The following is a 24334-nucleotide window of genomic DNA, read 5'->3' as shown; positions in this document are numbered from 1 at the left end:
ATTCCTTTATTCAGTAGCGTTAATGTGGGAGATAGATGGGATTACTCGAATACAGCAAGAACTTCGTCTTCGCGAATCACGAGAACCTCTTCGCCGTCTACTTTGACGCTCTGACCGGCATATTTGCCGAACAATACTTTATCGCCAACTTTGAGGTCTAGAGGATGAACGGTGCCGTCATCGGCGCGTTTGCCTGGGCCAACCGCTACAACAGTACCTTGATCAGGTTTTTCGGTAGCGCTTTCAGGAATGACAATACCGGAAGCGGTTTGACGCTCGTTGTCCAAACGCTTGACGATCACGCGGTCGCCTAAAGGACGCAATTTCATAAGATGAACTCCTGTTCAAAAACAAGTTGGTCAAAATTTCATGTTTTTTGTTTGGTTAATAGGGGAGTGTTAGCACTCTCACCCTCTGAGTGCTAATTATAAGGGCGAGTTTTGTTATTTCAAGGGGGCGAGTACGACAATTTTTATTTTAACTTAGTGTAAAGTGATATGGGTCATAGCCATGTAGTGATGCAGGTCTTAGACTGTAATCAGTCGCAATCCTTACCTAACGTTTTATAAGGAGTCATGGTGTATCAAACTTCTACTTCTTTCGCTAAATTAATTGAGCGCGCGCAGCAGTTGCAGCCTCGGCGAGTATGTGCTGTGGCTCATCCTTGTGATGAAGTGTCATTAGGTTGCGCTATAGACGCTGCGCAGCGTGGTTTATTTACTCCTATTTTAGTTGGGCCTAAAGCGCGCATTGAGGGTGTGGCAAAGGCTCATCAGTTCAATTTGTCTGGCATTCAAATTATTGATACGCCTCACAGCCATGCTTCTGCTGAAACCGCTGTATTACAGGTTTTGCAGGGGCAGGCACAGTTGCTCATGAAAGGGAGCTTGCATACAGATGAGTTGATGCATGCTGTGATGACAGTTGAAGGCAAAGGGTTGCGCACCGAGCGTCGTGTTAGCCATGTATTTATCATGGATGTGCCTAGTTATGATGAGTTGCTGTTTATTACCGATGCTGCAATCAACATTCGTCCTAATCTAGCTACTAAAGTGGACATCGTACAAAATGCCGCTGATTTGCATGTGGCTCTTGGACTAGGTATACCACGCGTAGCGATTTTGTCAGCGGTGGAATCAGTCACAGAAAAAATTCCTAGTACCCTAGAGGCCGCTGCGCTATGCAAGATGGCTGATCGGGGTCAGATTACGGATGTCATTATTGATGGACCACTAGCAATGGATAATGCGATTAGCCCAGAAGCGGCACGTATCAAGGGCATTACCTCAGAGGTCGCGGGACGTGCGCAGATTCTTGTGGCTCCCGACTTAGAGGCTGGAAACATGTTAGCTAAAAACTTAACGTTTTTATCAGGTGCCGAAGCCGCAGGGATCGTTTTGGGCGCGCGCGTACCCATTATATTAACTAGTCGTGCAGACTCCGCCAATGCGCGTTTGGCTTCATGCGCTGTGGCAGCGGTATATGCCGATGCACTTATGAAAAAACAACTGACTGCAGCCACAGGAGCCTAACATGAGCGAAAAATTAATTGTAATTAACGCGGGTAGCTCAAGCTTAAAATTTAATGTCTACCAGATTCCCGAATCCGGCACCCTCGATGTTAATGACCTTAGCTTCTTGTATGGGGGGCAAGTTTCTGGCATTGGTACAGAGATAGCGCATTTTAAAGTCAAAGGGGCTTTGGGGCAGATCCTCGAGGACCGTGCTACGGCTTTTGAAGAAACCAAAGATCTACAAGCTGCACAAGAATTATTAGCTAACTGGTTAACTTTTAGAATGGATAAGCCGGCGATTGCTGTAGGGCATCGTATTGTACATGGTGGCGCCGATATGGATGATAGCGCCATTATTACCGACGAGGTGCTGGATTATTTAGATGCTTTGGCTCCTTTGGCACCATTGCATCAGCATAATAACTTAGCACCAGTGCGTGTTATCCGAGAGTATTGGCCACAGATTTTGCAGGTAGCGTGTGTCGATACGGCTTTTCATTGTCACCAGGATGAGCTTTATAACTATTATGCGTTACCCAAGCGTTATTACGAACAAGGCGTAAGACGTTATGGCTTCCATGGTTTGTCTTATCAGTATATTTCAGATTACATGGCACAACACTTGCCCGATCTACATAAAGGGCGTGTGATTGTTGCGCACTTGGGCTCCGGCTCATCGGCTTGTATGATCCAAGACGGTAAAAGTGTGGTAAGTACCATGGGTTTTACTGCTTTAGATGGGTTGCCTATGAGCACTCGACCTGGGCGTTTAGACGCAGGGGTCGTTCTATGGTGGATGCAGCAGCGTAAAAAAGATGCCGATGAGATCCAGGACTTACTCTATAATCAGTCGGGCATGAAAGGCTTGTCTGGAATCAGTGGCGATATGCGCACTTTATTAGCCAGCGAGGATCCACAAGCGAAGCTGGCTGTAGATTATTATTGTTTCCGTACGGCAGAAAGCTTAGCGGGTCTATGCGTACCCACACAGGGCGCTGATGGGATTGTATTTACCGCTGGGGTGGGCGAGCACAGTCCAGAGATTCGGGCTCGTATTTGCGAGCATTTGGCATGGCTTGGGGTAAAAATTGACCCTGAGCTCAATGCCCAAGGTGCCCAAAAAATTTCTACCCCAGATAGCCATATCTCCGTATGGGTGATTCCGACTAACGAAGAGCTTGTTATTGCGCGCGAGGCATTGCGCCACTATGCGCTCCATCAGCAATCGATCTAATCCCGTTTTGATGTTTTATTCGAGCAATATATCGGAATGCTGGCGGTTAAATCCAAGGGCTTTATTTTGTCATAAAGCCCTGTTACCCTATTTGTTTGTGGATTACTTTTGTTGGTCTGGCTTATAGTTAAAAGCTATCGCATCAATAAATTTAATCAATTTCACAAATCGATAGTGAAATCCTATAATGAAATCACTGTCACTATTAACCACAACGGGAGATAACAACGATGTCTTTGATTAATACACAGATCCTACCTTTTAAAGCGATGGCTTACCACAATGGTGAGTTCAAAGAGTACACCAACGAAAGCATTGCCGGTAAATGGTCTGTTTTCGTTTTCTACCCAGCTGACTTTACTTTTGTATGTCCTACAGAGCTAGAAGACTTGGCTGATCACTACGAAGAGTTCCAGAAACTAGGCGTAGAAATCTTCTCTGTATCTACCGATACACACTTCTGCCACAAAGCATGGCATGACACCTCCGAGGCCATCGGCAAGGTGAAGTACCCCATGTTAGCTGACCCAACACATCAGTTGTCCCGCAACTTCCAAGTGTTAATCGAAGAGGAAGGTGTTGCCTTACGCGGTACTTTCATCGTTAACCCCGAGGGTCAGATCAAGACCATGGAAGTTCACGATAACGGTATTGGTCGTGATGCTAAAGAGCTACTACGTAAAGTCAAAGCAGCTCAGTACATCGCTAAAAACCCCAACGAGGTATGTCCTGCTAAATGGGAAGAGGGTGCGAAAACCCTAGCTCCTTCCTTGGATCTTGTTGGCAAAATCTAAGCGGGTTCTCCCTGTAGCAATCTAGGTTGCTCACAAGCGCCCGTTGCATGCGGGCGCTTTTTTTGACCCTAAAAACGCCCAAATCCACCCTATATCAATCAAAAAGGAAGCCATCATTATGTTAGATGCAGGTTTAAAAACACAGCTTAAAGCGTACTTAGAAAATATCACGCAACCAATCGAGCTTATTGCGTCACTCGATGAGGGCGCTAAATCCGAAGAACTACGCGAGCTTTTGCAGGAGATTGCCGCGCTTAGCCCAGAGAAAATCAGCGTGAATCTACAGGGCGATAATGCACGCAAACCTTCTTTTACCATTCAGCGTGTAGACAGCGATGTGGCGGTGGCGTTTGCGGGGATTCCATTGGGGCATGAGTTTACCTCTTTGGTATTGGCGTTATTGCAGGTGGGTGGGCACCCCATCAAAATGGATGAAGCCGTTGCGAATCAGATTCGTAGCTTAGAGGGTGAGTTTGTATTTGAAACCTATTTCTCTTTGAGCTGCCAAAACTGCCCAGATGTGGTGCAAGCACTAAATGCAATGGCCGTGCTTAACCCTCGTATCAAGCACACTTCTATTGATGGTGCCTTGTTCCAAGACGAGGTCAAAGAGCGCGAGGTGATGTCAGTACCCGCCGTATTTTTAAATGGTGAAGAATTCCATTATGGCCGTGCGAACGCAGAGGAGCTGCTCGCTAAATTAGGTGCCGGCGATAGCGAAGAGCAAATTGCTGCCCTTAATGATAAAGCGCCCTTTGATGTGTTGGTAGTGGGGGGCGGTCCTGCTGGAGCAGCAGCGGCGATTTATGCTGCACGTAAAGGAATTCGCACTGGCGTGGTCGCGGAACGGTTTGGGGGGCAGGTGCTAGACACTATGTCCATCGAAAACTATATTTCTGTTCAGCACACAGAGGGTCCCGCTTTTGCAGCAGCGCTTGAGGCGCATGTACGTGATTATGATGTGGATATTATGAATGTGCAGCGTGCCGAGGAGCTAATTCCGGGCAAGCAGATTCAGCTAAAACTAGCCAATGGTGCCACACTTAAAACCAAATCATTGATTTTGGCTACCGGTGCGCGCTGGCGTGAGCTTGGTGTTCCGGGCGAGGCCGAATACCGTAATAAAGGCGTGGCTTACTGCCCTCACTGTGATGGTCCGCTTTATAAAGGGAAAGATGTGGCGGTGATTGGTGGTGGTAACTCTGGAGTAGAGGCGGCTATTGATTTGGCCGGTATTGTGAACCATGTCACCTTACTTGAGTTTGGAGATGCTCTGCGCGCGGATGACGTGTTGCAGCGTAAGCTAACCAGCCTACCTAATGTAACAGTGATTAAAATGGCGCAAACCACAGAAGTAATAGGTGATGGTTCTAAAGTTACTGCATTACGCTATACCGATCGTAATACAGATGAATCTCATGAAATTGCTCTGGATGGGATTTTTGTTCAGATTGGTTTAGTACCGAACAATGAGTGGCTGGGTGATGTGGTAAAGCGCACGAAGTACGGTGAAATTGAAATCGATGAGCGTGGTCAAACCTCTGTGCCTGGCGTATTTGCTGCGGGGGATGCCACTACGGTGCCGTATAAGCAAATTATTATTGCGGCAGGTCAGGGTGCTACGGCTGCGTTAAGTGCTTTTGATTATCTCATTCGCACCTCTGTAGAAGACTAACTACCTATTCCATCTTAAAACCCACCTACACATAGGTGGGTTTTTTTATGTTGATTCAGGAGGATAGATTTTGACACAGTTTCCGCTTTATACTGCTTCTTTTGCAAGGGGATTCTGTGTTTGAAAGCGTAGGAGTCATTAATCTAGGCACGTATTTGCTTGGTGCTTTATTTGTCATTGTGTTGCCTGGGCCAAATTCACTTTTTGTATTGGCCAGCGCTGCCGCCCGTGGGATTAAAGTGGGTTATCAGGCGGCGGTGGGGATTTGGGTTGGTGACACCATCTTAATTGCGTTGACAGCAGCAGGAGCAGGCACCTTGCTTCAAGCCATGCCTATCTTATTTTATGGTTTGCGTGCTTTAGGTGCGGGGTATTTGTTCTACCTAGGGGCACGTATGCTTTGGGCGTTGGTTCACCCCAAGCCTGAGCAGGAAAATCCTCCTACACAGACCCTAGAGCAGAGTGTAAGACAGCAGAGCTACTTTACTAAAGCGATGGTTTTAAGCCTATTAAACCCGAAAGCGATTTTATTTTTATTGTCTTTTTTTGTACAGTTTGTTGATCCAACACAAGGTCATCCGTGGCTCGCTTTTATGGTGCTTGGCCTTTTTTTGCAGCTATTTAGCGTAGCGTACTTATCTATTTTGATCTTTGGTGGTACCCACTTGGCGGCAGGTTTTAGAAAGCATCGCCGTCTTTCTGCTTTGGCCAATGCGGCGGTAGCCTTATTATTTATTGCTTTTGCGGTTCGGATGGCTTTTGGTGTAGCCTAAAGACTCAATCATTTATGCGTAAAGGAAAGGTAATGAACGCAAAAATTCGTATCGGTATTGCTGGTTACGGTAACTTAGGCAAAGGGGTAGAGCTGGCCTTGAGTCAAAACCCGGACATGGAGTTAGTCGCTGTATTTAGTCGTCGCGACCCAGCAAGCCTAAGCTTGCAAACGGCAGGGATTCCCGTGTATGCCCTGGATACGATAGAGCAGCACAAAGAGACGATCGACGTATTGATCTTATGCGGTGGTTCCAAGGATGATTTGCCACACCAAGGCCCACACTTGGCACAATGGTTTAACACGGTTGATAGTTTTGATACCCATGCCGCTATTCCAGATTATTTCGCAGCAGTAGATGCCGTAGCGCAGCAGACTCAGCACACGAATATTATTGCGGTGGGTTGGGATCCGGGTTTGTTTTCTATTAATCGATTAATGGGTGAGTGTGTATTACCCCAAGGACAAACGTATACCTTTTGGGGCAAAGGACTAAGCCAAGGGCATTCGGACGCCGTGCGCCGCGTGGAGGGTGTTAAAGCAGGGGTTCAGTACACGCTTCCTATTGAAGAGGCAGTAAATCGTGTACGCAATGGCGAGATGCCAGAGCTGAGCACCCGAGAAAAACATCGCCGTGAGTGCTTCGTGGTGCTCGAAGAGGGGGCGGATGCGGATCAGGTGAAAGAAGCCATCGTAACCATGCCGAATTATTTTGCTGATTATGATACCACCGTACATTTTATTACGATGGAAGAATTAGAACGTAACCATAGTGCGATGCCGCACGGAGGGTTTGTGATTCGTAGCGGCCACTCTGCTATGCACACGAAGCAAACCGTAGAATATGCGCTGAACCTGGGCAGTAATCCTGAGTTTACTTCCAGCGTGCTGGTGGCGTATGCGCGTGCAGCTTATCGCTTAGCACAACAGCAGCAGTATGGAGCCAAAACGGTATTTGATATTGCGCCAGGCTTGTTGTCCCCGAAGTCGCCTACCGATTTGCGCAAAGCCTTACTTTAATAATATCCCTGGTGCAGAGGACGAGTTATTCGTCCTCTGGCTTGGTTAACCCCGCTCTAAAAGACGTTGTCCATGGCGCCACCAACGTAGGGTTAACAGAACGGCGACAACACTTAGTCCAGTGACAAAACCAATCCAAATCCCTGTCCCTTCTAGGCCGACCCCAAAGGCTAAAAAAGCACCAATAGGGACACCTAAAACCCAATAACCAATTAATGCGAGCAGCATGGGTGTGCGAGTATCATACAAGCCCCTGAGCATACCGGCCGCAACGGCTTGGGCACCATCGGCCAGCTGGAATAAGGCAGCAAAAAATAAGAACTGTACCGCTGTAATGATAACGGCACGGTTTTCTGGGGCTGAAACATCAATAAAAAAGTGAATCAGCCATTCGGGTTGCCACCACATCACCGCTGCCGCAATGGCCATAAAACCTACCCCTAGTGTGTAAGCCACCCAGCCTGCTTGTACGGCATCTTTTGGGTGAGCGCGTCCCATTGCTAAGCCCACACGAATAGTAGCTACTTGCCCAAACCCTAAGGGGATCATATATGTGACGGAGCTAATTTGCATGGCAATGGCATGGGCAGCAAGCGAGGTATCACCAATGCGCCCCATCATCAATACCGCAGCATAAAACACCAATGTTTCTAGCGTAAAGGTAATGGCAATAGGAATTCCTAGCTTCCACATGTTAAGCAGACGAGTTAAATTCCATTGCCAGAAATGCATAAAAATTTGATAGCGATGAAACAGAGGGTGCTTAAATACTAATACCAGCATGCCAACAAACATCAGGATATTGGTCAGGGTGGTTGCTAGGCCAGCACCTGCAATGCCTAATGTAGGCATTCCCCAGTTTCCAAAAATAAATAGCCACGCAAAAAACGCATTGGCAAAAATACCACCTATAGCAATAATCAGCGTCCATATTGGCTTTTCTAAAGCAGCAAAAAAGGAGCGTATTACGATATAACCTAAATAAGGGAATAACGACCACTGCACCATGCGCACATATTGAATCGCTTTTTCAATCGTATCTGGATTCTGGCCTAGTGCTGTCCAAAGCGTATCGGCATGCCAAAGAGCGAGCCAAAAAGGGATACAAATTAATGCTGCTGTCAAAAAGCCATGGCGGATAATCTGCTGTACCTCACGCACATTACTGCGTTTTTTACCAATAGTGGTAGCCAGCATAGGGATGGTGGCAGAAACCAAGCCTAAACTAAAAATCATAAAGGCATGGTATAGACTTGCTGATAGAGAGCCTGCAGCAAGTTCTGTTTTACCTAGACGCCCAATAAAAATTAAATTTGTTGTTAATAGAGCAACTTGGGCTAAGTTGGTTAAAATAAGAGGCGATCCTAACTGAATGGATGCCTTTAGCTCTTGAAAATAACGAATGCTAGGGGCGGTTTGGTTCATCTTTATGCACACAGTTTTTTATTATCTGATGGATTCATAGTACCTTGTTTGGGCTGTAAATGGGTTGCCAACGTATGACATCTCCGCGTTTTCAGCGGCCTTATTTGGCTTGGCTTTTAATGCTGGCGGTGTTGTTGCGCGCGTTGATTCCTGCTGGCTATATGCCGAATACGGCTCAAAATAGCCAAGGACCAGCGATTACGATGTGCGTGGTGGGTTTGTCTGGGCCTACTATTGTGTATTTGGATCTGGATCCTCAGGGCTCACACCACCCCCACACCGATCATCGCCTTTTAGACTGTCACTTGGGTTCACTTTTGAACCTCATCGGGCTAGACGCTAATACGCCCACATTGGCGTTGGGCCTAGTAATACTCCCTTTGCTACAGCGGCTGGCTTATCCCTCTGCGCCGCGCCGTAGTGGCTTTTTAGGGGCGCCATTGGGCGCACGAGGTCCTCCCGCTTTCTCCTAATTACAAGTTTTTTGTTTTTAATTCAATTGTTATTAGGATGAAATTATGCGTCGTATGACTTTAGCTACATGTTTTGGTTTAGCCGCTGTTGCGTTTTCGGTACAGGCTCATGATCATCATGATCATCACGCCCACCATGATCACCATGGGCATCACATGACGGATTATTCCGCACAGTTTGCTGCGGCAACGTTAACAGACCAAGTGCGAGTTGAGCAGTGCTGGGTACGTTTGTTACCTGCCCATATTCCGTCAGCAGGGTATTTTATTTTGCACAATGATACCGATCAGCCAATCGAGGTCTTAGCTGCAGCCACGCCTAGTTACGATGATGTGATGTTACACGAAACCATCGAAGAGGATGGCATGGCAAAAATGGTCATGGCCGATACGATTCAGATCCCCGCAAAGGGCACCCTAACGTTTAAACCCGGTGGGCTGCATGCGATGTTCGAGCAGCCTACAGGAGCTCTTAAAGTGGGTGACACCATGCCCATGGAATTGCTTTTAGCTAATGAGCAAAAAGTCAGTGTTGATTGTAAAGTCAACCCCGCCAATGCCCGTAGCTACAACTAAGTTAATTGCATAAAGCGTAATAAGGCGCGATTAAATGCTTTGGGATTGGCTAAGTTCATGCCATGAGACGCTTTATCAATGACAACATGTTGTGCTTGAGCCAGCCGCTTTACTAAAGCGGCTGTGCTTTTTTGATAGCGTGTAGGGCTTAATTCCCCGCTGATTAATAGCACGGGCAGGTCATATAACAAATCTATCTGTGCAGCTGAAATCACAGGAAGCGCTTCTCGGCTTTGGGCAATTAAGGTATGGGCGTTATCCTCGACCATGGTTTTAAACCAGCCTACCATCTGACGCCATGTGTTGGCCCCGCTTACCGCGTCAATAAATTGATTTAGTGCGATTTCATCTTGGCCTTGAGTCAGGAGTTCAGCCGCTTGGGCTAATGCTGGCAACGCTGGCGTCGGGGCGTCGATGATAAAAGCCGGGTCGGCTAAGATCAGCCCTGTTAGCTCATGGTGCTGTAGGGCGTATTGTAGGGCAACTTGAGCCCCACGAGAGTGCCCGAGCACATAGAGGTTTTGCTTGGGTTGTCGTAATTGGCTTACAACATCTGCTACGGCATCCACATGATTTTGCAGCGTAAAGTCATAGGCGGCAGTACTTGGGTCATGTGGCCAATAACCGGGCAGGCTTAGGGAAACTACTTGGCAGCTTGAATACAGTTTTTGTACTTGCCAGCGCCAATAGCGTAGGTCACATAAAGAACCATGAATAAGAATCAGCAGGTCGCCTGCACCTTGTGTCACAAAAGGGATGGCGCTACGGCTCAGTCGAGGCGTAGCGCTTTGTATAGGCAGCTGTAATAAGGGGTCAAACACGTTTACTGTAAAAGCTGTAGACGGCTGCGTGCCGTATCGGCGGCTGGGGAGTCAGGGTACTCGGAGGCAATACGCTGTAGTGTTTTTTGAGCAGATGCTAAGTCGTTCATTTCGACTTGGCTAGAGGCAATCACCATGAGCGCGTCGGGAGCACGTGGACTCTTTGGGCTGCTACTAATAAAAGCCTGTAGTTTTTGGATGGCAGCAGAAAAGCGTTTAGAGGCATAAAGACTGCTACCCTCGTAGAAGCGCGCCTCATCGATTTGTAAGCTGTTAGGATAAGCATCCACAAAAGCGCCAAAGCCACTTGCGGCTTCTTGATATTGGCCGTTTCGATATAGATCCATGGCGGCTTCATACACAGCTAGCTCTTGGGGGTCACTGATTAAGCTTTGACTTGCGGGTTGCTGCTCTTGGGCAGTTTGCCAGCCAAGTGTTTCTACCTTACCACGCAGCTGAGCGATTTCTTGCCGCATCATTTCGATTTGGTCGGCTAAAAGTAAGCGCGCCTGTTGGTTTTGTTCGTTCATTTGTCGGATTTGCTGGCGTAGCTCTAGGATGGCGCGACGCGCTTCGTCATCCGCAAAAGCATACGAGGGCAAGGCCGTACCAGAAAGAAGTAAAGCACCTGTTATCACAGCCAAATGGCGGCGCCAAATTGGAGTTAATACGCTCATAATTAATCCTCATAGAAAAACGCCGTAGCGGGGTGAGCGCTACGGCGTCAATGTATCATACTTCAGCGAGATTAGCGCTGGTAGTTGATATCAGCACGACGGTTCTCGGCGTAGTCCGCTTCAGTGTTACCGAGCGCTTTTGGACGCTCTTTACCAAAGCTGATGGCTTCGATTTGACCCGCATTGACGCCCATTAAGGTCATCATGCGCGCCACTGCTTCGGAGCGGCGTTGGCCAAGTGCTAAGTTATACTCTGCACCACCTCGTGCGTCAGCGTGACCTTCAACACGGATAGTTTGTTGTGGCTGGTTACGTAAGTAGTTAGAGTGCATCTCTACGACATTACGATATTGATCCGCTACAACATAGCTATCAAAGTCAAAATAGACCGAACGCTGCTGGGCTAGAGGGCTTTGGGGATTGAATGGATCCATAATAGCACCAGTGCTAGGATCGGTCATTCCACCTGTGCCGGTACCTGCGCCTGAAGCAGACTCGTCTAGTGGTACAGAACTACATGCGGCTAAAATAAAAGCCAAAGAGGCAAGAGATAAGCCTTTAAAAATGCGCGAGCTCATTAGCGTTCCTTTAAAAAAGAGTCACACAGAAATTAATCAGTAAAAGGACCCCAAGTCGGTTCACGAACTTTGCCGTTCAGCGAGGACAGGGTTTGACGGACACGTCCGTCGACGGAGGTCACCGCAAGCACGCTGCGCCCACCTTGTACAGAACTATATAGTATTTGCATTCCGTTGGGTGCAAAGCTGGGTGACTGGTCATCTGGTCCCGCGGTCAACAATTGTTCGTTTCCTGTGTGCATGTCTTGGAGAGCGACGCGGAATGCGCCGTTTCTACGTGTAACATAGACAAGACTATTACCATCGGGAGCGACCTCTGGTGAGATATTGTAACTTCCGTTAAAAGTTATACGGCGAGCTTCACCACCATTTAGGCCAACTTGATAGATTTGGGGGTTGCCTCCACGATCGCTGGTGAAAACCAAAGAGCCACCATCTGGAGTATAGGAAGGCTCGGTATCAATCAGAGGAGAACGCATCACACGACGTAACCCAGAACCATCAGCATTGATGGTGTAGATTTGTGAGATGCCATCTCGTGAAAGCACCACGGCTAGTTGGTTTCCGCTAGGTGCCCAGGTGGGGGCGCTATTATTACCTTTAAAGTTAGCGATGGGTTCACGCTTACCGGTTGCTAGGGTTTGTACATAGACAACAGGCTTGTCAGATTCAAAGCTAACATAGGCAAGTTTAGAGCCATCAGGGGACCATGCCGGCGAAATAATGGAACTCTTAGAGCGTAGCATTACTTGCGGATTTTGGCCGTCAGCATCTGCAATTTGTAACTCATATGTGTCGCCAGTTTGCAACACATAAGCAATTCTTGTGGAAAAAACGCCACGTATACCCGTTATTTTCTCGTAAATACGGTCTGCAATACGATGTGACATTCGGCGTAATTCTTTTTCGTTACCAGCAAAAGCAATACCGTCAAGCTCGACGCGATTGACAGCGTCGACCAGACGATAAGTGATTTGGTACTGACCGCCGGTCTGTGCGACTGAGCCATAGGCAACATAGTCTGCGCCACGATTACGCCAGTTATCATGGTCAATTTGGCTTTCGGCTGTCAGATTGGCACCAGTTGCATTGATTAATTGGAACTGGCCAGAGCGGCTGAGGTCAGCGCGAATAATTTCACCAATAGGTTGTGCGGCGGGTGTATTAGCAAAGTCAGCCACCGCAATAGGGTATTGGGTGGCTCCTACACCTGAGATATCTACACGTAATTGGGCTTGTACGGTTTGGCTACATAGCATAATTGCTGTAGCAAATGCTGCCGCGACAACGCCGGCCCCACGTGTTGCTCGTTGAGTGGTTGCCTCCGAGGCGCATAGAGTTACGGTCATTCTGACGATCTCCTGGTTATTCATACATTCGGTACTCGCCATCAATATAAGATGGGTAGCGACCACTGTTTGGTTTGGGGAAGGGAGAGCACTTGGCTATCCCTTTTTGTACCGCATCATCAAAAAGTGGAATACCTGAGGAGCGAGTGATACGCACATTACGTACTGTGCCATCAGGATTTAAATCTACACGATATTGTAATGCAGGGTTGTTACTTCCGTTGCGAGGCGGTGTGTTGTACACCACACGCGGGCGCACACATGCACGTACTTTAGCGCCGTAGCCATCATTACCCCCACTGCCGCCAGCCTGATTACGGTTAGCTGTGCCGCCAGGTGCGCCAGCCACTTCTTTGCCAGCCCCTAACATGGCAGCGCGGAAGGCTTCTTCTTTCGCTTTTTTCTCAGCGGCGGCTTTGGCTTTACGTTCTGCTTCAGCCTTTGCCTTGCGCTCGGCCTCTTCTTTGGCTTTACGCTCTGCTTCAGCCTTGGCCTTGCGTTCAGCTTCTTCTTTGGCTTTACGTTCTGCCTCAGCCTTAGCCTTGCGTTCAGCTTCTTCTTTGGCTTTACGCTCTGCTTCAGCCTTTGCCTTGCGCTCAGCCTCCTCTTTTTCCTTACGTGCCTTTTCTAAGGCAATGTCTGGATCTTCTGCAGGGGGAGGAGTGACTTTTGGCGGAGAGGGAGGGCTTACCACAGGCTCAGGTAGAGGCTCTGGTTCAGGGGCAGGCTCAGGAGCAGGCTCTGGCTCAGGGGTGGCCTCTGGCTCTGGTTCAGCGGTAGGCTCTTCCATATTTTCAGCCATTGCCATCTCTCCCTCGGCCCATAGTTCAATTTGCACGGGGTTAGGTGATTTGGGAACACTAATCAGACCAAGAAGCAGCAGCAAAACAAGAGCGAAGTGCAGAGCAAGGGCATAGATCAGCCCACGACGCTGCTCTTTTTCCTCTTGGCTCAACAGAGCGGAGTGGCTGTTTCGTTGAAATAAACGCATTGTAATGAATTACTTGTCTGAATCTCGGTTAACCAAAAAGCCTAGGCGCGTAAACCCATGGCTACGCAGCTGATCCATAATCTCCATCACCGAAGCATACGGAACCTCACCATCTGCCGCAATGACAATCGGGTTTTCATTTAGTGCGAGCTGCTGCACCTCTGGAATAAGCTGGTCAGAAGGAATGGTTTGAAACTGAGCGTCGCCCTCACGTAGGCGAATGGCCATTTGTCCTTCTTTATCGATTTGGACCTCGATGGGGGCAGCAGGGACCTCTGAAGCTTGACCTACAGAGGGTAAATCAATCAAGCCAGGGGTAATCATGGGTGCCGTGACCATAAAGATAACGAGCAGCACCAGCATGACATCAATGTACGGTACAACATTGATCTCGTTTTTTAGACGTCGACTATTACGTCGGGAATGGCCTCGTAACGAAGACATGGTTTACACCTGACGCTGTAAAATATTAAGAAACTCATCCACAAAGCTTTCAAAGCGGGTAGCGATGCGATCAACCTCATTAGTAAAACGGTTATAAGCCACAACAGCTGGGATGGCGGCAAATAAGCCAATGGCGGTGGCAATCAGCGCCTCAGCAATACCAGGAGCTACCGATGCAAGCGTGGCTGACTGGGCGCCAGATAAACCTATAAACGCATGCATAATCCCCCATACTGTTCCTAGCAGACCAATATAGGGGCTGACCGAGCCGGCAGAGGCTAAAAAATTTAGTTTGGATTCGAGCTGGTCAAGCTCACGTTGAAAACTAGCACGCATTGCACGACGTGGGCCGTCTAGCAGGGCTTCCCCTTTTTGGTTACTTCGACGAGCCTTGATGAATTCAGTCATGCCCGCTTCAAAAATTCGAGCTAAGGCGCCATGTTCATCACGACGTGTAGCAATCGCTTGTTGGAGCATCGTTAGATCGCCTCCAGTCCAGAAATCGTCTTCAAAACGACGTGTCTGCTCCAAAGTGCGTTTAATCGCGGCGCGCTTACTAAAAATATAGCTCCACGACACGATAGAGATCCCTACTAAAATCAACATAACCAGTTGGACGGGGATACTTGCCTCTAGTAAGAGGGTAATTAGCGATAGGTCGCTGCTTGCTTGCATGGTCAATCCTGAGCTTTTTCCAAAATTGATCGAAGATGAGGGTTAATTTTTGTTGCGCGCATCGTATGACTATCTACACATACGACAACAATTTGGCTTTGGCAGAGAAGGTCATCCTCCCGCCAGGCCTCTTGGGCAAACCGAATCGATGCTCCACCAAGATGGGTGATACGACTACGTATGGTGAGTAGATCATCCAGTTTGGCCGATTTGAGGTATTCAATATCCGCTTGCTTTACGACAAAAAGTTGCTGCTCGGTTTGCGCCATAGTAGATTGGTGAATCCCTAAGCGCCGTAACCATTCAGTTCGTGCGCGCTCGAAGAACTTCAAGTAATTGGCATAAAATACAATACCACCTGCATCGGTATCCTCGTAATATACGCGAATCTGAAGCTGATTAGCATTTTGACTCATTTCAGTTGGCTTGTCTTTGTAAATAATGTGAATTAAGAACAGGTAGTGAGCTCCTAGCCTGCTACCTGTTATACGCGGGTAGAGCGAGTTTTATTGCTGAGCAAGAGCTTGTGTAATATAGCTGAGCGCCTCAGAGGTTTGAATTTTTTCATTCTCTCCACGAGCCCGCTGTTGGATTTCTAGCATGTTTTCTTTCAAACCGCGGTCACCAACCGTTACACGTACAGGGACGCCAATTAGCTCCCAGTCAGCAAACATCACCCCAGGGCGCACATCTCTATCATCAAGAATAACGTCGATACCTTGTGCTTTGAGTTGCTCATATAGCTGCATGCTGGCTGTTTGCACGGCTTCGCTCTTCGCCCAGTTTAATGCACAAATCACTACCTCAAAAGGGGCAATAGCACGAGGCCAAATCATACCTTTATCGTCGTGATTTTGTTCAATGGCGGCGGCGGCAATACGGCTGATACCAATACCATAACAGCCCATTTGTATTAATTGGGGCTTGCCTTCCTTATCTAAATAGGTGGCTTGTAGTTTTTTTGAATACGTATCCCCAAGGAAAAACACATGACCTACTTCGATTCCACGTTGGATTGCTAGTGTGCCTGTGCCTGTAGGATCAGGGTCACCAGCGACAACGTTGCGTAAGTCGGCTACTTGTGGTTCTGCCACATCACGACCCCAGTTCACCCCAGTGTAGTGAAAGCCTGCCTCATTGGCGCCACAGATAAAGTCGCTCATGTGGGCAACAGTACGATCCGCGATCACCGTGACTGTATCACTTAAACCCACAGGTCCTAGGTAGCCTGGTACACAGCCAAAGTGATCTTGGATTTCTTCTTCGCTCGCTAAGCGATAGCCATTTTCAAAGCCCGGTAGTTTGCTGACCTTAACCTCGTTAACCTCGTGATCACCTCGTACTAGCAATAACCAAATCTGAGGTTTACCTTTATCGTCAATCGGGTCCGTGGCTAGTACCACGGCTTTTACTGTATCGCATAGTGGACGTTTTAGTTGCTCAGCAACGAGCTCACATTTAGTCGCATCAGGGGTGGCTATTTTTTCTAGTTGGGCTGTGGGGGCTTGACGCTCAGCAATTAGGCACGGTGCTTCGGCTAACTCAATGTTGGCAGCATAATCGGTATCAGGGTTGTAGACAATTTCGTCTTCTCCCGTGTCCGCGATGACTTGAAACTCGTGACTGCGGGAGCCTCCAATCGCTCCTGTATCCGCGGCTACCGCACGGAACCTTAAGCCTAAACGTTCAAAGATTCGAGTATAAGCATCGTACATAATGTCATAGCTTTTTTGGGCCGAGATCTCATCACGATCAAAGGAGTATGCGTCTTTCATGGTGAATTCGCGGCCGCGCATCAGGCCAAAGCGGGGGCGACGCTCGTCACGAAACTTTGTTTGGATGTGATAGAAGTTGACGGGAAGTTGGCGCCAGCTATGGATTTCATTACGCACGATATCGGTGACCACCTCTTCAGAGGTAGGTTGTAAAACAAAATCGCGCTGGTGGCGATCTTTGATGCGTAGAAGCTCAGCGCCGTACTCATCCCAACGCCCAGTTTCTTGCCAAAGCTCAGCTGGCTGTACAACAGGCATGAGCAGTTCAAGGGCGCCGGCTTTATCCATTTCCTCGCGTACAATATTTTCAATTTTGCGTAAAACCTTTAAGCCTAAAGGCATATAGGTATAGATACCGCCAGCAATACGGCGGATCATGCCGGCACGAGTCATGAGTTGATGGCTGGCGACTTCGGCCTCAGAGGGGGCTTCTTTTAAGGTATTAATATGATAGTGGCTTGCAAGCATGGTAGTGAACTCAACTGGTACGTATAATCTAAGGTAATGATAATGAAATTATAGAGGTGGCCTATGTTAGATCGTGAAGGCTACCGTCCAAATGTTGGCATTATTCTTGTTAATCGCAAGAATGAAGTGTTTTGGGGTAAACGCGTGCGGGAACATGCTTGGCAGTTCCCTCAAGGCGGAATCCAACCGGGTGAAAGTCCGGTACAGGCTATGTATCGAGAGCTTCACGAAGAGGTCGGATTATTACCCGAGCATGTCCGCATTTTAGGACGGACGCGAGATTGGTTGCGTTATAACGTGCCCAATCACTTTGTACGCCGTGAATCACGCGGTCATTACAAAGGACAAAAACAGATTTGGTTTTTGCTTCGTATGTTAGGGCGTGATTGTGATGTTAGCCTAAGAGCAACATCTACACCGGAATTTGATGCATGGCGTTGGAGTGATTATTGGGTACCGTTAGACGCGGTGATTGATTTTAAGCGAGAAGTCTATTTTCAGGCACTGAATGAATTATCCGTGCATTTATTTAGACATCGGCAGGAAACCCGCTATTTACGCCAGCGTAGTTATACAGCACAGCGCCAGCGTCAAAATAAAACACTAAATCTAACGCATAATAACTAGCAAATCATAGCCCTATGTGTGTACATAGGGTTATGATATTTCAAATACACTATTTTTGGGTTCACCTTTTTCGATATTGCCTATGTTGCAGGATCTAGATCAATTAGCCAATCGCATTAGTCGCTTGGTATCCTATACAGAGCGCTTAAAAAGTGAGCGCTCGGAACTTCTATCACGCGTTAAACTGCTGGAGCAGGAGCGTTCTACTTTGCGTGATCAGCTTAGCTCACAACAGTCTGAATATGCCTCTATGGCCGAGATTGTAACGCGACACCAAACTGAAATGGAAAACGCCAAGCGTATTGCAGAGGAGGCTCAGGAAACTCTCTACGCTGAGCTTATTCAGCAACAAGAAGAGCTCGCCGCCTTACGCGAGCGTATTCAATTAAGCGAGTCCAAATCAGCGGCCTTAGAGCAGGCGGCTTTGCTTGCACGTGATCAGGTTGATACGATTTTGCAGCGTCTACCTGGTGGGCCCGTTGCAGAAGCGCTTACACAGGGGGACGCATAATGGAACGCTTAGATATTACATTATTAGGTCGAGATTACACCTTAGCCTGTCCTCCATCAGAAAAAGCCAAATTACTCGAAGCCATCGCTCATGTGGATGCTCACATGGAGCGCATTAAAGAAGCTGGCCGCACCAATGGTAACGAGCGCATTGCTGTTATGGCAGCGATTCAAATTGCTGTGGAGCTTTTGTCGATGAAAGCGCCGGATGGGCCGCTTAGTAATATTGCATTAGGCGATTTCAAGCGTAAAATAGAAGACATGCATCGTTTAATGGATACCGCTTTAGGGCCAGTAGACCATGTAAAACGTTAATGATTTTTTACAGTATCTGTTAAACTGATATTGTAGTATTGCTTAAGTCCCTGCCGTGAGCGAGACGTGGCCATATATTCCTTGAACCAATGCTTATGGCATTAGGTTGCTGGATTAACAAGCAGGAGTGCGTCGCTACTTTGTCTAGTGACCCCAAAACTTGTTTGATGGCAACCACCTTGTGAACCCTAGGTTCCCAGGATGCCGGCCTTGACGCCACAGGTGGGGCACCCTTTATAAAGCCGGCATCATGCCGGCTTTTTCTTTGGAGTGATACTATGCGTAACCGACTACTACCCCGAGCTTTACTTACTGCTTCCTTATTGTTGCCGTTGGGTGCAGTCTGGGCTGCTCAGCCATCTACAGAAGCAAAGTCGCCCGTGCTACATCTTGAAGCGCAGGCTTATACGGAAATTGATCAAGACACAGTGATAATTACTTTGCAAGCTACACATCAAAGCAGTGAGCAAAGTGTTGTAACGCAAGCGTTAGCCCAAACTGTAGCAGCAGTTTTAGACGAGGTGAAAACACAAGATGTAGTTAAAGTGAGTAGCGGACATTATTCTGTTCGCCCTCAGCATGACAAAGAGGGTCGTATTACCGCATGGATAGGGCAGTCGCAGTTATTGTTTGAGTCTACTGATATGAAAGCGGCTTCCGAGCTTGCTGCTAAATACCAAGAGAAAATGCCGGTTTCCAATGTGGCTTTCACAGTATCTAAAGCGGCTCGCAGTCAAGCAGAAAAAGCATTGATGAGCGAAGCTGCTCAAGCGTTTCAAGAGCGCGCGCAGGAAATGGCCTTAGCTTTAGGTTATGAGCATTTTGCGATTAAAGAATTACACTTAGGTGGCAGTGGGGCCGTGTATCGCGCCCCTAAAAGCTATCGGACGGAAATGATGATGGCTGCGGCCCCGGCTGCTGATAGCTTGCCTATTCACCAAGGAACGGAAGAGGTTAGCTTGAGCTTAAACGGTTCGATTTACTTGCTTGATAAAAAATAAAAGCGCCAAGGGCCATCATTGGTAAAGACAGCAGCTGTCCCATGGACAGCTGCGCCCAGAGCAGTCCTAAAAATGCATCCGGCTCTCGACTAAACTCGGCAATAAAACGAAAGAGCCCATAGCCCATTAAAAATAAGCCGCTAACTTGTCCCTGAGGACGAGACCTTTCTGAAAAAAGCCACAAAATCAAAAATAAGAGGATGCCTTCTAAGCCCATTTGATAAAGCTGAGAGGGGTGGCGAGCAACTCCGTCCATGGCCTGAGGGAAAATCATACCCCATGGCAAATCGGTAGGCCTCCCCCAAAGCTCACCATTAATAAAATTGCCCAGTCTTCCTGCAGCCAGCCCCAAAGGTATCAAAGGGGCGAGGAAATCACCAAGTGCGAAAAAAGGAATACGCCGTTGATAGCTAAACCAAGCTAAAACGGCTAAAACACCGATAAGCCCACCATGAAACGCCATACCGCCTTCCCAGACATAAAAAATCTGAAGCCAATGTTGCGGTTGTAAATAGTAGTCAGGCTGATAAAACAAAACATAGCCCAGTCGTCCGCCTACCACCACACCTAAAGCGCAATAAAAAATCAGATCCTCTAAACCCTTTTTGTCTATTGGACTGCGTTTCTGCTTAATACGGTAGTTGCCAAGTAACCAGACAAGAGCAAAACCGATTAAATACATCAATCCGTACCAATGTATGGCTAAAGGACCAATTTGTAGGGCAATAGGATTAAACTGTGGGTGTGTAAGCATAGTAAAAGTTCTACCGTATAAATACGAATTAGTCGGTACTATAGACTAGCGGTAATCTAGTACAAAAGAATGAACAACCTTTCAGATCATACACAAAAGGACTTACGATGACTGCAGCGGTTTTATTTGGTGGGGGATGTTTTTGGTGCATAGAGCCCGCGTTTAGTGCCCTTAAAGGCGTGAGCCTTTCTCAGGCTGGCTATAGCGGGGGCACCACACCCTATCCAACCTATGAGCAGGTTTGCTCTCAAAAAACAGGACACATCGAGGTCGTACAAGTTCGCTATGACTCGGATGTGATCGATTTTGAGACCTTGCTCAAGGTGTTTTTTTCTTTACATGACCCGACCACGCTAGACCGGCAGGGGCATGATATTGGCTCCCAATATGCGTCAGCTATCTTTTACACTACAGCTGAGCAGCAAAAGCAGGCGGCCGACTACATTAAAAAGCTAGAGGAAAAGCTGCAAAAACCCGTGGTAACTAAACTACAACCCGCACAGGTTTTTTGGCCAGCGGAGCCAGAGCACTATAACTATTATCTGAATAACTCTTTTGCTCCTTACAGTGTCAATGTGATTCAGCCTAAACTCCGTGCGTTCATGAAAAACTTTGAACCGCTTATCAAAGACCCACGCGAGGCTCTCAAGAAGACGTAAAGACAGGGCGACGAGGGCGGTTCAAATAGGCCGCCATTAGCGCCATGACCACTAACGTTACCAGTACTCGACCCACTAAAATTACCCAGATGTTGGCACCCAAGGCCATAATTAACAACGTGTCTTCTATCAGCGAGTGGGATAAAGAAAGCCAAGACAAGGCTAACAAGCGTGTTTTGGCATCAAATTGGTTTTTTTGGGCCTGCTCAATAATTAATGCTCCCCCATAGCTTAAGCCTAGTAACACGCCCACAGTGGTAACGGGGGCGACTCGTTCATTTAGGCCGGATAGTTTTAATACCGGGGTAAGGCATTGGCTAAGTAAACGGGTAAAACCGATACGTTCTAATACATCTAATACCACTACAAGGCAAAAGATAATTGCCGCCGTCATCCCTAAAGTTTTTAGGGTGTTAAGCAACCAAGGCAACCAAGAAGCCCAAAAATGGGTTTCCGCAGCTTTTTCGGCTTGTAGCCAGCTTAGGCTCACCGGGGTGTTAAGCCAGTCTAAATAGCTCAAACCCCATGCAATAAAAGCCCCATATACTCCCCCCACACCAAGGCGCAGGGAGCCAGTAATCCAAGCACTCGCTCCAGCGCGTTGAGCAATAGCCTGCTCCATGGGAAGATTATGAGCAAAAAGCATCATCGCACCTAAAGCGCTTAGCTGTGCATGTGTCAACGACATGCTGTCAGACAGTAGGCCAAGGGCAGCGATTCCGCCATAGATATTGGTGAGAATCGTGGTAACCCAAACAATACCGGCCTCTGGTGGTAAATTTAATAGAGCCATCAAAGGGGAGATGGCGTGTGCGAGCCAAGCAACAATACCTAGCTGCTCAGCAATATGCACAAAAAATAAAATAGGCAGCATAATTTTGGCTACAGTCAAAAACATGCGCCAACTACGCTGCCCTAAATGGAAAATAGACATCATGTTGTTGGTCTCCTTTTTTGTTTGCCGATTGTAGCAGGCAGGAGACCCAAAAGATTACTCTACGGTTTTAAGTACACCGCGTCGCATTTGATCAAGCTCAATAGACTCAAACAGGGCTTTAAAATTCCCCTCACCAAAGCCCTCATTGCCTTTACGCTGAATGAGCTCGAAAAAAATCGGACCGAGCTGATTTTCTGTGAAAATCTGCAATAACAGGCCACCGTCTGGCGCTCCATCTAATAAGATACGGTTTTTTTGTAAGCGCTCAAGGTCTTCACCATGATTGGGTAAACGTTGATCCAGTAATTCATAATAAGTATCTGGCGTATCCAAAAACACAAGTCCGCCTTGGCGTAACGACTCGACGCTGTGGTAAATATCATCGGAGCCTAGCGCGATATGTTGAATACCTTCGCCGCCATACATATCGAGATACTCTTGAATCTGTCCTTTTTCTTCAGTGCCTTCTTCATTAATTGGGATACGGATTTTGCCACAAGGTGAGGTCATCGCTTTAGACTTTACGCCCGTCACTTTCCCCTCGATGTCAAAGTAGCGGACTTCTTTGAAGTTAAAAAGCCGCTCATAGAAGTGCGCCCATTCATCCATACGTCCTTTATGGACATTATGTGTTAAATGATCAATAACGGTTAGCCCAGCGCCTTTGTGGCAAACGTCCTCATTTGCTGTAGCGGTATTGATAGGTTCAAAGTCCACGTCGTAAATACTAATGTCGCCAATGCCATGGTGACCATCTTTGCCTTTCCAGCGATCGACAAGATAAATTAGTGAGTCACCAATCCCTTTAATCGCTGGAATATTAAGCTCCATCGGACCACTACCGGAATCTAGACCCCACGCTCCCAAAGATAGGGCGCGCTGATAAGCTTGGGCGGCATCATGGACACGAAAAGCAATCGCACAGATAGACGGACCGTGACGATCCGCAAAACGACTTGCAAAAGAATTCGGTTCGGCGTTGAGCAAAAAATTAATTTCGCCCTGTCTATAAAGGGTAACGTTTTTACGACGATGCTTGGCGATCGCCTTAAAGCCGAGCTGCTCAAACGTTCGAGCCAGTTTTTCTGGCTCAGGGCTGGTGTACTCGATGAACTCAAAGCCATCCGTGCCCATTGGGTTATCCCAGGGGGTAAACGTTTCCATTGCTTGTCTCCTTGTCTTGTTTTCGTTTAGGTTGCTTATATATATAAAGAGAGGGTGCTGATCTGATCGAATCAGCCATAGTCAAAGTTTACGCTTAAAACATGAGCAAACAATTGCGAATTACTCGTGCTTTTCCATAGGCTTTGGCATAATCTGCTTATAAAATGAAAAAAGGAGACAGAAAATGGCAGATACGGGCTTAGATCGCATTGATAAACAAATCCTCCATGAGTTACAGCGTAATGGTCGACTAAGTAATCAGGAGTTGGCTGATCGGGTGGCCTTGTCACCGAGCCCATGTTTACGTCGAGTGCGCCGCCTCGAAGAGCAAGGCTATATCCAAAAATACGTAGCGGTATTAGATGCTCAGAAAATCGGTTTGGGTCTTATCGCTTATGTGTCGATACGTTTGGACAAAAGCCATCGCTTAAAAAGTATGCCGTTGTCTGACTTTGCGCGTGACGTTCAGCTCTGGCCCGAAGTCGTTGAGTGCTTTGCCATGTCAGGAGACATGGATTATCTACTTAAGGTTCAAGTCAAAGACCTTGCTGCATTCTCACGCTTTGCGATGGATAAGCTCATGCAGCATCCTAGTGTGATCGATATGACTTCAAGTTTTGCTATGCAACATATTAAAGACAGCACAGAGCTCAACATTTAAGTACACATTGCTGGTTTACATAAGCTCTTATATCTAGAGATGCTGACAGCACGCCTGCAAAAAGCAGGTTAAAAAAAGATTTATGACTTTTTTGTGAAAAAAGCTTGCCAAGCTTAATTTATTAATGCTATAGTTACTTTTCTTTCGCAGCACCCCTTGGGGTTTACCCGTATCAGGGAACCCGGGTCAGAAAGAATCAGCATTAAGCTGCTTGACACAGGATTAAAATTGCTTCATAATTTAAATCTTTCGCAGTTAACGCAGCGCAGCAAAATTAAGCTTTACTTTTTATTTTGTTCTGTGCTATAGTTTAATGCTTTCGCAGGGAATCAAACCTAAACGTTTACCGGTTTACGGCAGCATGCCAGCCATAAATTTTTATGTTTGATTTGAAAATAAAGCGGGTCACCTAAATACAGGTTGACAAAAATTTAAAAACGCTTCA

Annotated in this window: 28 protein-coding genes and 1 other RNA gene; 15 read left to right on the top strand and 14 right to left on the bottom strand. The window is 47.3% G+C overall.

What is annotated here, in order from left to right; translation table 11 throughout:
- Nucleotides 1-41: 41 nt before the first annotated feature.
- Nucleotides 42-329, bottom strand: a complete 288-nt coding sequence (locus tag Q1V74_RS01590; RefSeq protein WP_260650130.1) for a co-chaperone GroES — start codon at nucleotides 327-329, stop codon at nucleotides 42-44.
- 246 nt (nucleotides 330-575) lie between these two features.
- Between Q1V74_RS01590 and Q1V74_RS01585 the strand changes: the two genes are divergently transcribed.
- The 6 genes from Q1V74_RS01585 to Q1V74_RS01560 all read left to right on the top strand — a co-directional run bounded on the left by Q1V74_RS01585 (nucleotide 576) and on the right by Q1V74_RS01560 (nucleotide 7009).
- Entirely contained in the window at nucleotides 576-1532 is a 957-nt protein-coding gene (locus tag Q1V74_RS01585) for a phosphate acetyltransferase (protein WP_300646763.1), read from the top strand.
- Nucleotide 1533: 1 nt separating this feature from the next.
- Nucleotides 1534-2748, top strand: coding sequence for an acetate/propionate family kinase (locus Q1V74_RS01580; protein ID WP_300646762.1), 1215 nt, complete (start codon nucleotides 1534-1536; stop codon nucleotides 2746-2748).
- A gap of 230 nt (nucleotides 2749-2978) precedes the next feature.
- Nucleotides 2979-3542, top strand: coding sequence for an alkyl hydroperoxide reductase subunit C (gene ahpC / locus Q1V74_RS01575; RefSeq protein WP_260650133.1), 564 nt, complete (start codon nucleotides 2979-2981; stop codon nucleotides 3540-3542).
- Between the two features lie 118 nt (nucleotides 3543-3660).
- Nucleotides 3661-5217, top strand: a complete 1557-nt coding sequence (gene ahpF, locus Q1V74_RS01570) for an alkyl hydroperoxide reductase subunit F (RefSeq protein WP_300646760.1) — start codon at nucleotides 3661-3663, stop codon at nucleotides 5215-5217.
- A 116-nt stretch (nucleotides 5218-5333) separates the two neighbouring features.
- The gene (gene leuE, locus Q1V74_RS01565; protein WP_300646759.1) at nucleotides 5334-5990 is read left to right on the top strand and encodes a leucine efflux protein LeuE; all 657 of its coding nucleotides are present in this window, start codon (nucleotides 5334-5336) and stop codon (nucleotides 5988-5990) included.
- Nucleotides 5991-6022: 32 nt separating this feature from the next.
- A complete protein-coding gene (locus tag Q1V74_RS01560; RefSeq protein WP_300646758.1) occupies nucleotides 6023-7009 on the top strand; it encodes a diaminopimelate dehydrogenase in 987 nt (328 codons plus the stop codon).
- A gap of 45 nt (nucleotides 7010-7054) precedes the next feature.
- On the opposite strand, the gene Q1V74_RS01555 is transcribed toward Q1V74_RS01560, so the two are convergent.
- Nucleotides 7055-8434 (bottom strand): MATE family efflux transporter, encoded by a 1380-nt coding sequence (locus Q1V74_RS01555; protein ID WP_300646756.1) that lies wholly within the window; start codon nucleotides 8432-8434, stop codon nucleotides 7055-7057.
- A gap of 74 nt (nucleotides 8435-8508) precedes the next feature.
- On the opposite strand from Q1V74_RS01555, the gene Q1V74_RS01550 reads away from it, so the two are divergent.
- Both Q1V74_RS01550 and Q1V74_RS01545 read left to right on the top strand, forming a co-directional pair.
- Complete coding sequence (locus Q1V74_RS01550) at nucleotides 8509-8907, top strand: DUF2946 family protein (protein WP_300646755.1); 399 nt, start codon at nucleotides 8509-8511, stop codon at nucleotides 8905-8907.
- Between the two features lie 45 nt (nucleotides 8908-8952).
- Nucleotides 8953-9483 (top strand): copper chaperone PCu(A)C, encoded by a 531-nt coding sequence (locus Q1V74_RS01545; protein ID WP_300646754.1) that lies wholly within the window; start codon nucleotides 8953-8955, stop codon nucleotides 9481-9483.
- On the opposite strand, the gene Q1V74_RS01540 is transcribed toward Q1V74_RS01545, so the two are convergent.
- The 9 genes from Q1V74_RS01540 to Q1V74_RS01500 form a co-directional block, all read right to left on the bottom strand.
- On the bottom strand, nucleotides 9480-10304 hold the full coding sequence (locus Q1V74_RS01540; protein WP_300646753.1) for an alpha/beta hydrolase: 825 nt from the start codon (nucleotides 10302-10304) through the stop codon (nucleotides 9480-9482). The two genes, Q1V74_RS01545 and Q1V74_RS01540, sit on opposite strands and share 4 nt — an antisense overlap.
- 2 nt (nucleotides 10305-10306) lie before the next feature.
- Nucleotides 10307-10981 carry a tol-pal system protein YbgF gene (ybgF, locus tag Q1V74_RS01535; RefSeq protein WP_260650141.1) on the bottom strand — a complete coding sequence of 225 codons (675 nt, stop codon included), beginning with the start codon at nucleotides 10979-10981 and terminating at the stop codon, nucleotides 10307-10309.
- A 71-nt stretch (nucleotides 10982-11052) separates the two neighbouring features.
- Complete coding sequence (gene pal, locus Q1V74_RS01530) at nucleotides 11053-11559, bottom strand: peptidoglycan-associated lipoprotein Pal (RefSeq protein WP_260650142.1); 507 nt, start codon at nucleotides 11557-11559, stop codon at nucleotides 11053-11055.
- A 32-nt stretch (nucleotides 11560-11591) separates the two neighbouring features.
- Nucleotides 11592-12818 (bottom strand): Tol-Pal system beta propeller repeat protein TolB, encoded by a 1227-nt coding sequence (gene tolB / locus Q1V74_RS01525; RefSeq protein ID WP_366524602.1) that lies wholly within the window; start codon nucleotides 12816-12818, stop codon nucleotides 11592-11594.
- 106 nt (nucleotides 12819-12924) lie between these two features.
- Nucleotides 12925-13899, bottom strand: coding sequence for a cell envelope integrity protein TolA (tolA, locus tag Q1V74_RS01520; protein WP_300646752.1), 975 nt, complete (start codon nucleotides 13897-13899; stop codon nucleotides 12925-12927).
- A gap of 9 nt (nucleotides 13900-13908) precedes the next feature.
- Entirely contained in the window at nucleotides 13909-14343 is a 435-nt protein-coding gene (locus tag Q1V74_RS01515; RefSeq protein ID WP_260650144.1) for an ExbD/TolR family protein, read from the bottom strand.
- Nucleotides 14344-14346: 3 nt separating this feature from the next.
- Nucleotides 14347-15018, bottom strand: a complete 672-nt coding sequence (gene tolQ, locus Q1V74_RS01510; protein ID WP_260650145.1) for a protein TolQ — start codon at nucleotides 15016-15018, stop codon at nucleotides 14347-14349.
- Between the two features lie 2 nt (nucleotides 15019-15020).
- Nucleotides 15021-15434 (bottom strand): tol-pal system-associated acyl-CoA thioesterase, encoded by a 414-nt coding sequence (ybgC, locus tag Q1V74_RS01505; protein ID WP_260650146.1) that lies wholly within the window; start codon nucleotides 15432-15434, stop codon nucleotides 15021-15023.
- Nucleotides 15435-15524: 90 nt separating this feature from the next.
- Complete coding sequence (locus Q1V74_RS01500; RefSeq protein WP_260650147.1) at nucleotides 15525-17261, bottom strand: proline--tRNA ligase; 1737 nt, start codon at nucleotides 17259-17261, stop codon at nucleotides 15525-15527.
- A gap of 63 nt (nucleotides 17262-17324) precedes the next feature.
- On the opposite strand from Q1V74_RS01500, the gene Q1V74_RS01495 reads away from it, so the two are divergent.
- The 5 genes from Q1V74_RS01495 (at nucleotide 17325) to Q1V74_RS01475 (ending at nucleotide 19714) form a co-directional block, all read left to right on the top strand.
- A complete protein-coding gene (locus Q1V74_RS01495) occupies nucleotides 17325-17888 on the top strand; it encodes an RNA pyrophosphohydrolase (RefSeq protein ID WP_260650148.1) in 564 nt (187 codons plus the stop codon).
- An 82-nt stretch (nucleotides 17889-17970) separates the two neighbouring features.
- Nucleotides 17971-18399 (top strand): hypothetical protein, encoded by a 429-nt coding sequence (locus Q1V74_RS01490; protein WP_260650149.1) that lies wholly within the window; start codon nucleotides 17971-17973, stop codon nucleotides 18397-18399.
- A complete protein-coding gene (locus Q1V74_RS01485; protein WP_300646751.1) occupies nucleotides 18399-18713 on the top strand; it encodes a cell division protein ZapA in 315 nt (104 codons plus the stop codon). Before Q1V74_RS01490 ends, Q1V74_RS01485 begins: the two co-directional genes overlap by 1 nt.
- A 44-nt stretch (nucleotides 18714-18757) precedes the next feature.
- A non-coding RNA gene (gene ssrS / locus Q1V74_RS01480) (6S RNA) lies at nucleotides 18758-18946 on the top strand.
- 45 nt (nucleotides 18947-18991) lie between these two features.
- Nucleotides 18992-19714 carry an SIMPL domain-containing protein gene (locus Q1V74_RS01475; RefSeq protein WP_300646749.1) on the top strand — a complete coding sequence of 241 codons (723 nt, stop codon included), beginning with the start codon at nucleotides 18992-18994 and terminating at the stop codon, nucleotides 19712-19714.
- On the opposite strand, the gene lgt is transcribed toward Q1V74_RS01475, so the two are convergent.
- Nucleotides 19668-20468, bottom strand: a complete 801-nt coding sequence (gene lgt, locus Q1V74_RS01470; RefSeq protein WP_300646748.1) for a prolipoprotein diacylglyceryl transferase — start codon at nucleotides 20466-20468, stop codon at nucleotides 19668-19670. The genes Q1V74_RS01475 and lgt overlap by 47 nt on opposite strands.
- A gap of 107 nt (nucleotides 20469-20575) precedes the next feature.
- On the opposite strand from lgt, the gene msrA reads away from it, so the two are divergent.
- Nucleotides 20576-21127, top strand: a complete 552-nt coding sequence (gene msrA, locus Q1V74_RS01465; protein ID WP_300646747.1) for a peptide-methionine (S)-S-oxide reductase MsrA — start codon at nucleotides 20576-20578, stop codon at nucleotides 21125-21127.
- On the opposite strand, the gene Q1V74_RS01460 is transcribed toward msrA, so the two are convergent.
- A complete protein-coding gene (locus Q1V74_RS01460) occupies nucleotides 21114-22064 on the bottom strand; it encodes a nucleoside recognition domain-containing protein (RefSeq protein WP_300646746.1) in 951 nt (316 codons plus the stop codon). The genes msrA and Q1V74_RS01460 overlap by 14 nt on opposite strands.
- 54 nt (nucleotides 22065-22118) lie before the next feature.
- Nucleotides 22119-23228 (bottom strand): 4-hydroxyphenylpyruvate dioxygenase, encoded by a 1110-nt coding sequence (gene hppD / locus Q1V74_RS01455; protein WP_300646745.1) that lies wholly within the window; start codon nucleotides 23226-23228, stop codon nucleotides 22119-22121.
- Between the two features lie 184 nt (nucleotides 23229-23412).
- On the opposite strand from hppD, the gene Q1V74_RS01450 reads away from it, so the two are divergent.
- On the top strand, nucleotides 23413-23889 hold the full coding sequence (locus tag Q1V74_RS01450; protein ID WP_300646744.1) for an Lrp/AsnC family transcriptional regulator: 477 nt from the start codon (nucleotides 23413-23415) through the stop codon (nucleotides 23887-23889).
- Nucleotides 23890-24334: the final 445 nt, after the last annotated feature.

This window comes from Paenalcaligenes sp., from assembly GCF_030152715.1.
GTDB classification, from domain to species: Bacteria; Pseudomonadota; Gammaproteobacteria; order Burkholderiales; family Burkholderiaceae_B; genus Paenalcaligenes; species Paenalcaligenes hermetiae.
The sequence above is the reverse complement of the archived record's forward strand: the minus strand, read 5'-3'. Positions and strand labels throughout refer to the sequence as shown.

Bases quoted from the DNA above. Each gene is read 5' to 3' on its own strand.
- Q1V74_RS01590 (WP_260650130.1), bottom strand. From the start codon at position 329: ATGAAATTGCGTCCTTTAGGCGACCGCGTGATCGTCAAGCGTTTGGAC.
- Q1V74_RS01585 (WP_300646763.1), top strand. From the start codon at position 576: ATGGTGTATCAAACTTCTACTTCTTTCGCTAAATTAATTGAGCGCGCG.
- Q1V74_RS01580 (WP_300646762.1), top strand. From the start codon at position 1,534: ATGAGCGAAAAATTAATTGTAATTAACGCGGGTAGCTCAAGCTTAAAA.
- ahpC (WP_260650133.1), top strand. From the start codon at position 2,979: ATGTCTTTGATTAATACACAGATCCTACCTTTTAAAGCGATGGCTTAC.
- ahpF (WP_300646760.1), top strand. From the start codon at position 3,661: ATGTTAGATGCAGGTTTAAAAACACAGCTTAAAGCGTACTTAGAAAAT.
- Q1V74_RS01560 (WP_300646758.1), top strand. From the start codon at position 6,023: ATGAACGCAAAAATTCGTATCGGTATTGCTGGTTACGGTAACTTAGGC.
- Q1V74_RS01555 (WP_300646756.1), bottom strand. From the start codon at position 8,434: ATGAACCAAACCGCCCCTAGCATTCGTTATTTTCAAGAGCTAAAGGCA.
- Q1V74_RS01550 (WP_300646755.1), top strand. From the start codon at position 8,509: ATGACATCTCCGCGTTTTCAGCGGCCTTATTTGGCTTGGCTTTTAATG.
- Q1V74_RS01545 (WP_300646754.1), top strand. From the start codon at position 8,953: ATGCGTCGTATGACTTTAGCTACATGTTTTGGTTTAGCCGCTGTTGCG.
- ybgF (WP_260650141.1), bottom strand. From the start codon at position 10,981: ATGAGCGTATTAACTCCAATTTGGCGCCGCCATTTGGCTGTGATAACA.
- pal (WP_260650142.1), bottom strand. From the start codon at position 11,559: ATGAGCTCGCGCATTTTTAAAGGCTTATCTCTTGCCTCTTTGGCTTTT.
- tolB (WP_366524602.1), bottom strand. From the start codon at position 12,818: ATGCTATGTAGCCAAACCGTACAAGCCCAATTACGTGTAGATATCTCA.
- tolA (WP_300646752.1), bottom strand. From the start codon at position 13,899: ATGCGTTTATTTCAACGAAACAGCCACTCCGCTCTGTTGAGCCAAGAG.
- Q1V74_RS01515 (WP_260650144.1), bottom strand. From the start codon at position 14,343: ATGTCTTCGTTACGAGGCCATTCCCGACGTAATAGTCGACGTCTAAAA.
- tolQ (WP_260650145.1), bottom strand. From the start codon at position 15,018: ATGCAAGCAAGCAGCGACCTATCGCTAATTACCCTCTTACTAGAGGCA.
- ybgC (WP_260650146.1), bottom strand. From the start codon at position 15,434: ATGAGTCAAAATGCTAATCAGCTTCAGATTCGCGTATATTACGAGGAT.
- Q1V74_RS01500 (WP_260650147.1), bottom strand. From the start codon at position 17,261: ATGCTTGCAAGCCACTATCATATTAATACCTTAAAAGAAGCCCCCTCT.
- Q1V74_RS01495 (WP_260650148.1), top strand. From the start codon at position 17,325: ATGTTAGATCGTGAAGGCTACCGTCCAAATGTTGGCATTATTCTTGTT.
- Q1V74_RS01490 (WP_260650149.1), top strand. From the start codon at position 17,971: ATGTTGCAGGATCTAGATCAATTAGCCAATCGCATTAGTCGCTTGGTA.
- Q1V74_RS01485 (WP_300646751.1), top strand. From the start codon at position 18,399: ATGGAACGCTTAGATATTACATTATTAGGTCGAGATTACACCTTAGCC.
- Q1V74_RS01475 (WP_300646749.1), top strand. From the start codon at position 18,992: ATGCGTAACCGACTACTACCCCGAGCTTTACTTACTGCTTCCTTATTG.
- lgt (WP_300646748.1), bottom strand. From the start codon at position 20,468: ATGCTTACACACCCACAGTTTAATCCTATTGCCCTACAAATTGGTCCT.
- msrA (WP_300646747.1), top strand. From the start codon at position 20,576: ATGACTGCAGCGGTTTTATTTGGTGGGGGATGTTTTTGGTGCATAGAG.
- Q1V74_RS01460 (WP_300646746.1), bottom strand. From the start codon at position 22,064: ATGATGTCTATTTTCCATTTAGGGCAGCGTAGTTGGCGCATGTTTTTG.
- hppD (WP_300646745.1), bottom strand. From the start codon at position 23,228: ATGGAAACGTTTACCCCCTGGGATAACCCAATGGGCACGGATGGCTTT.
- Q1V74_RS01450 (WP_300646744.1), top strand. From the start codon at position 23,413: ATGGCAGATACGGGCTTAGATCGCATTGATAAACAAATCCTCCATGAG.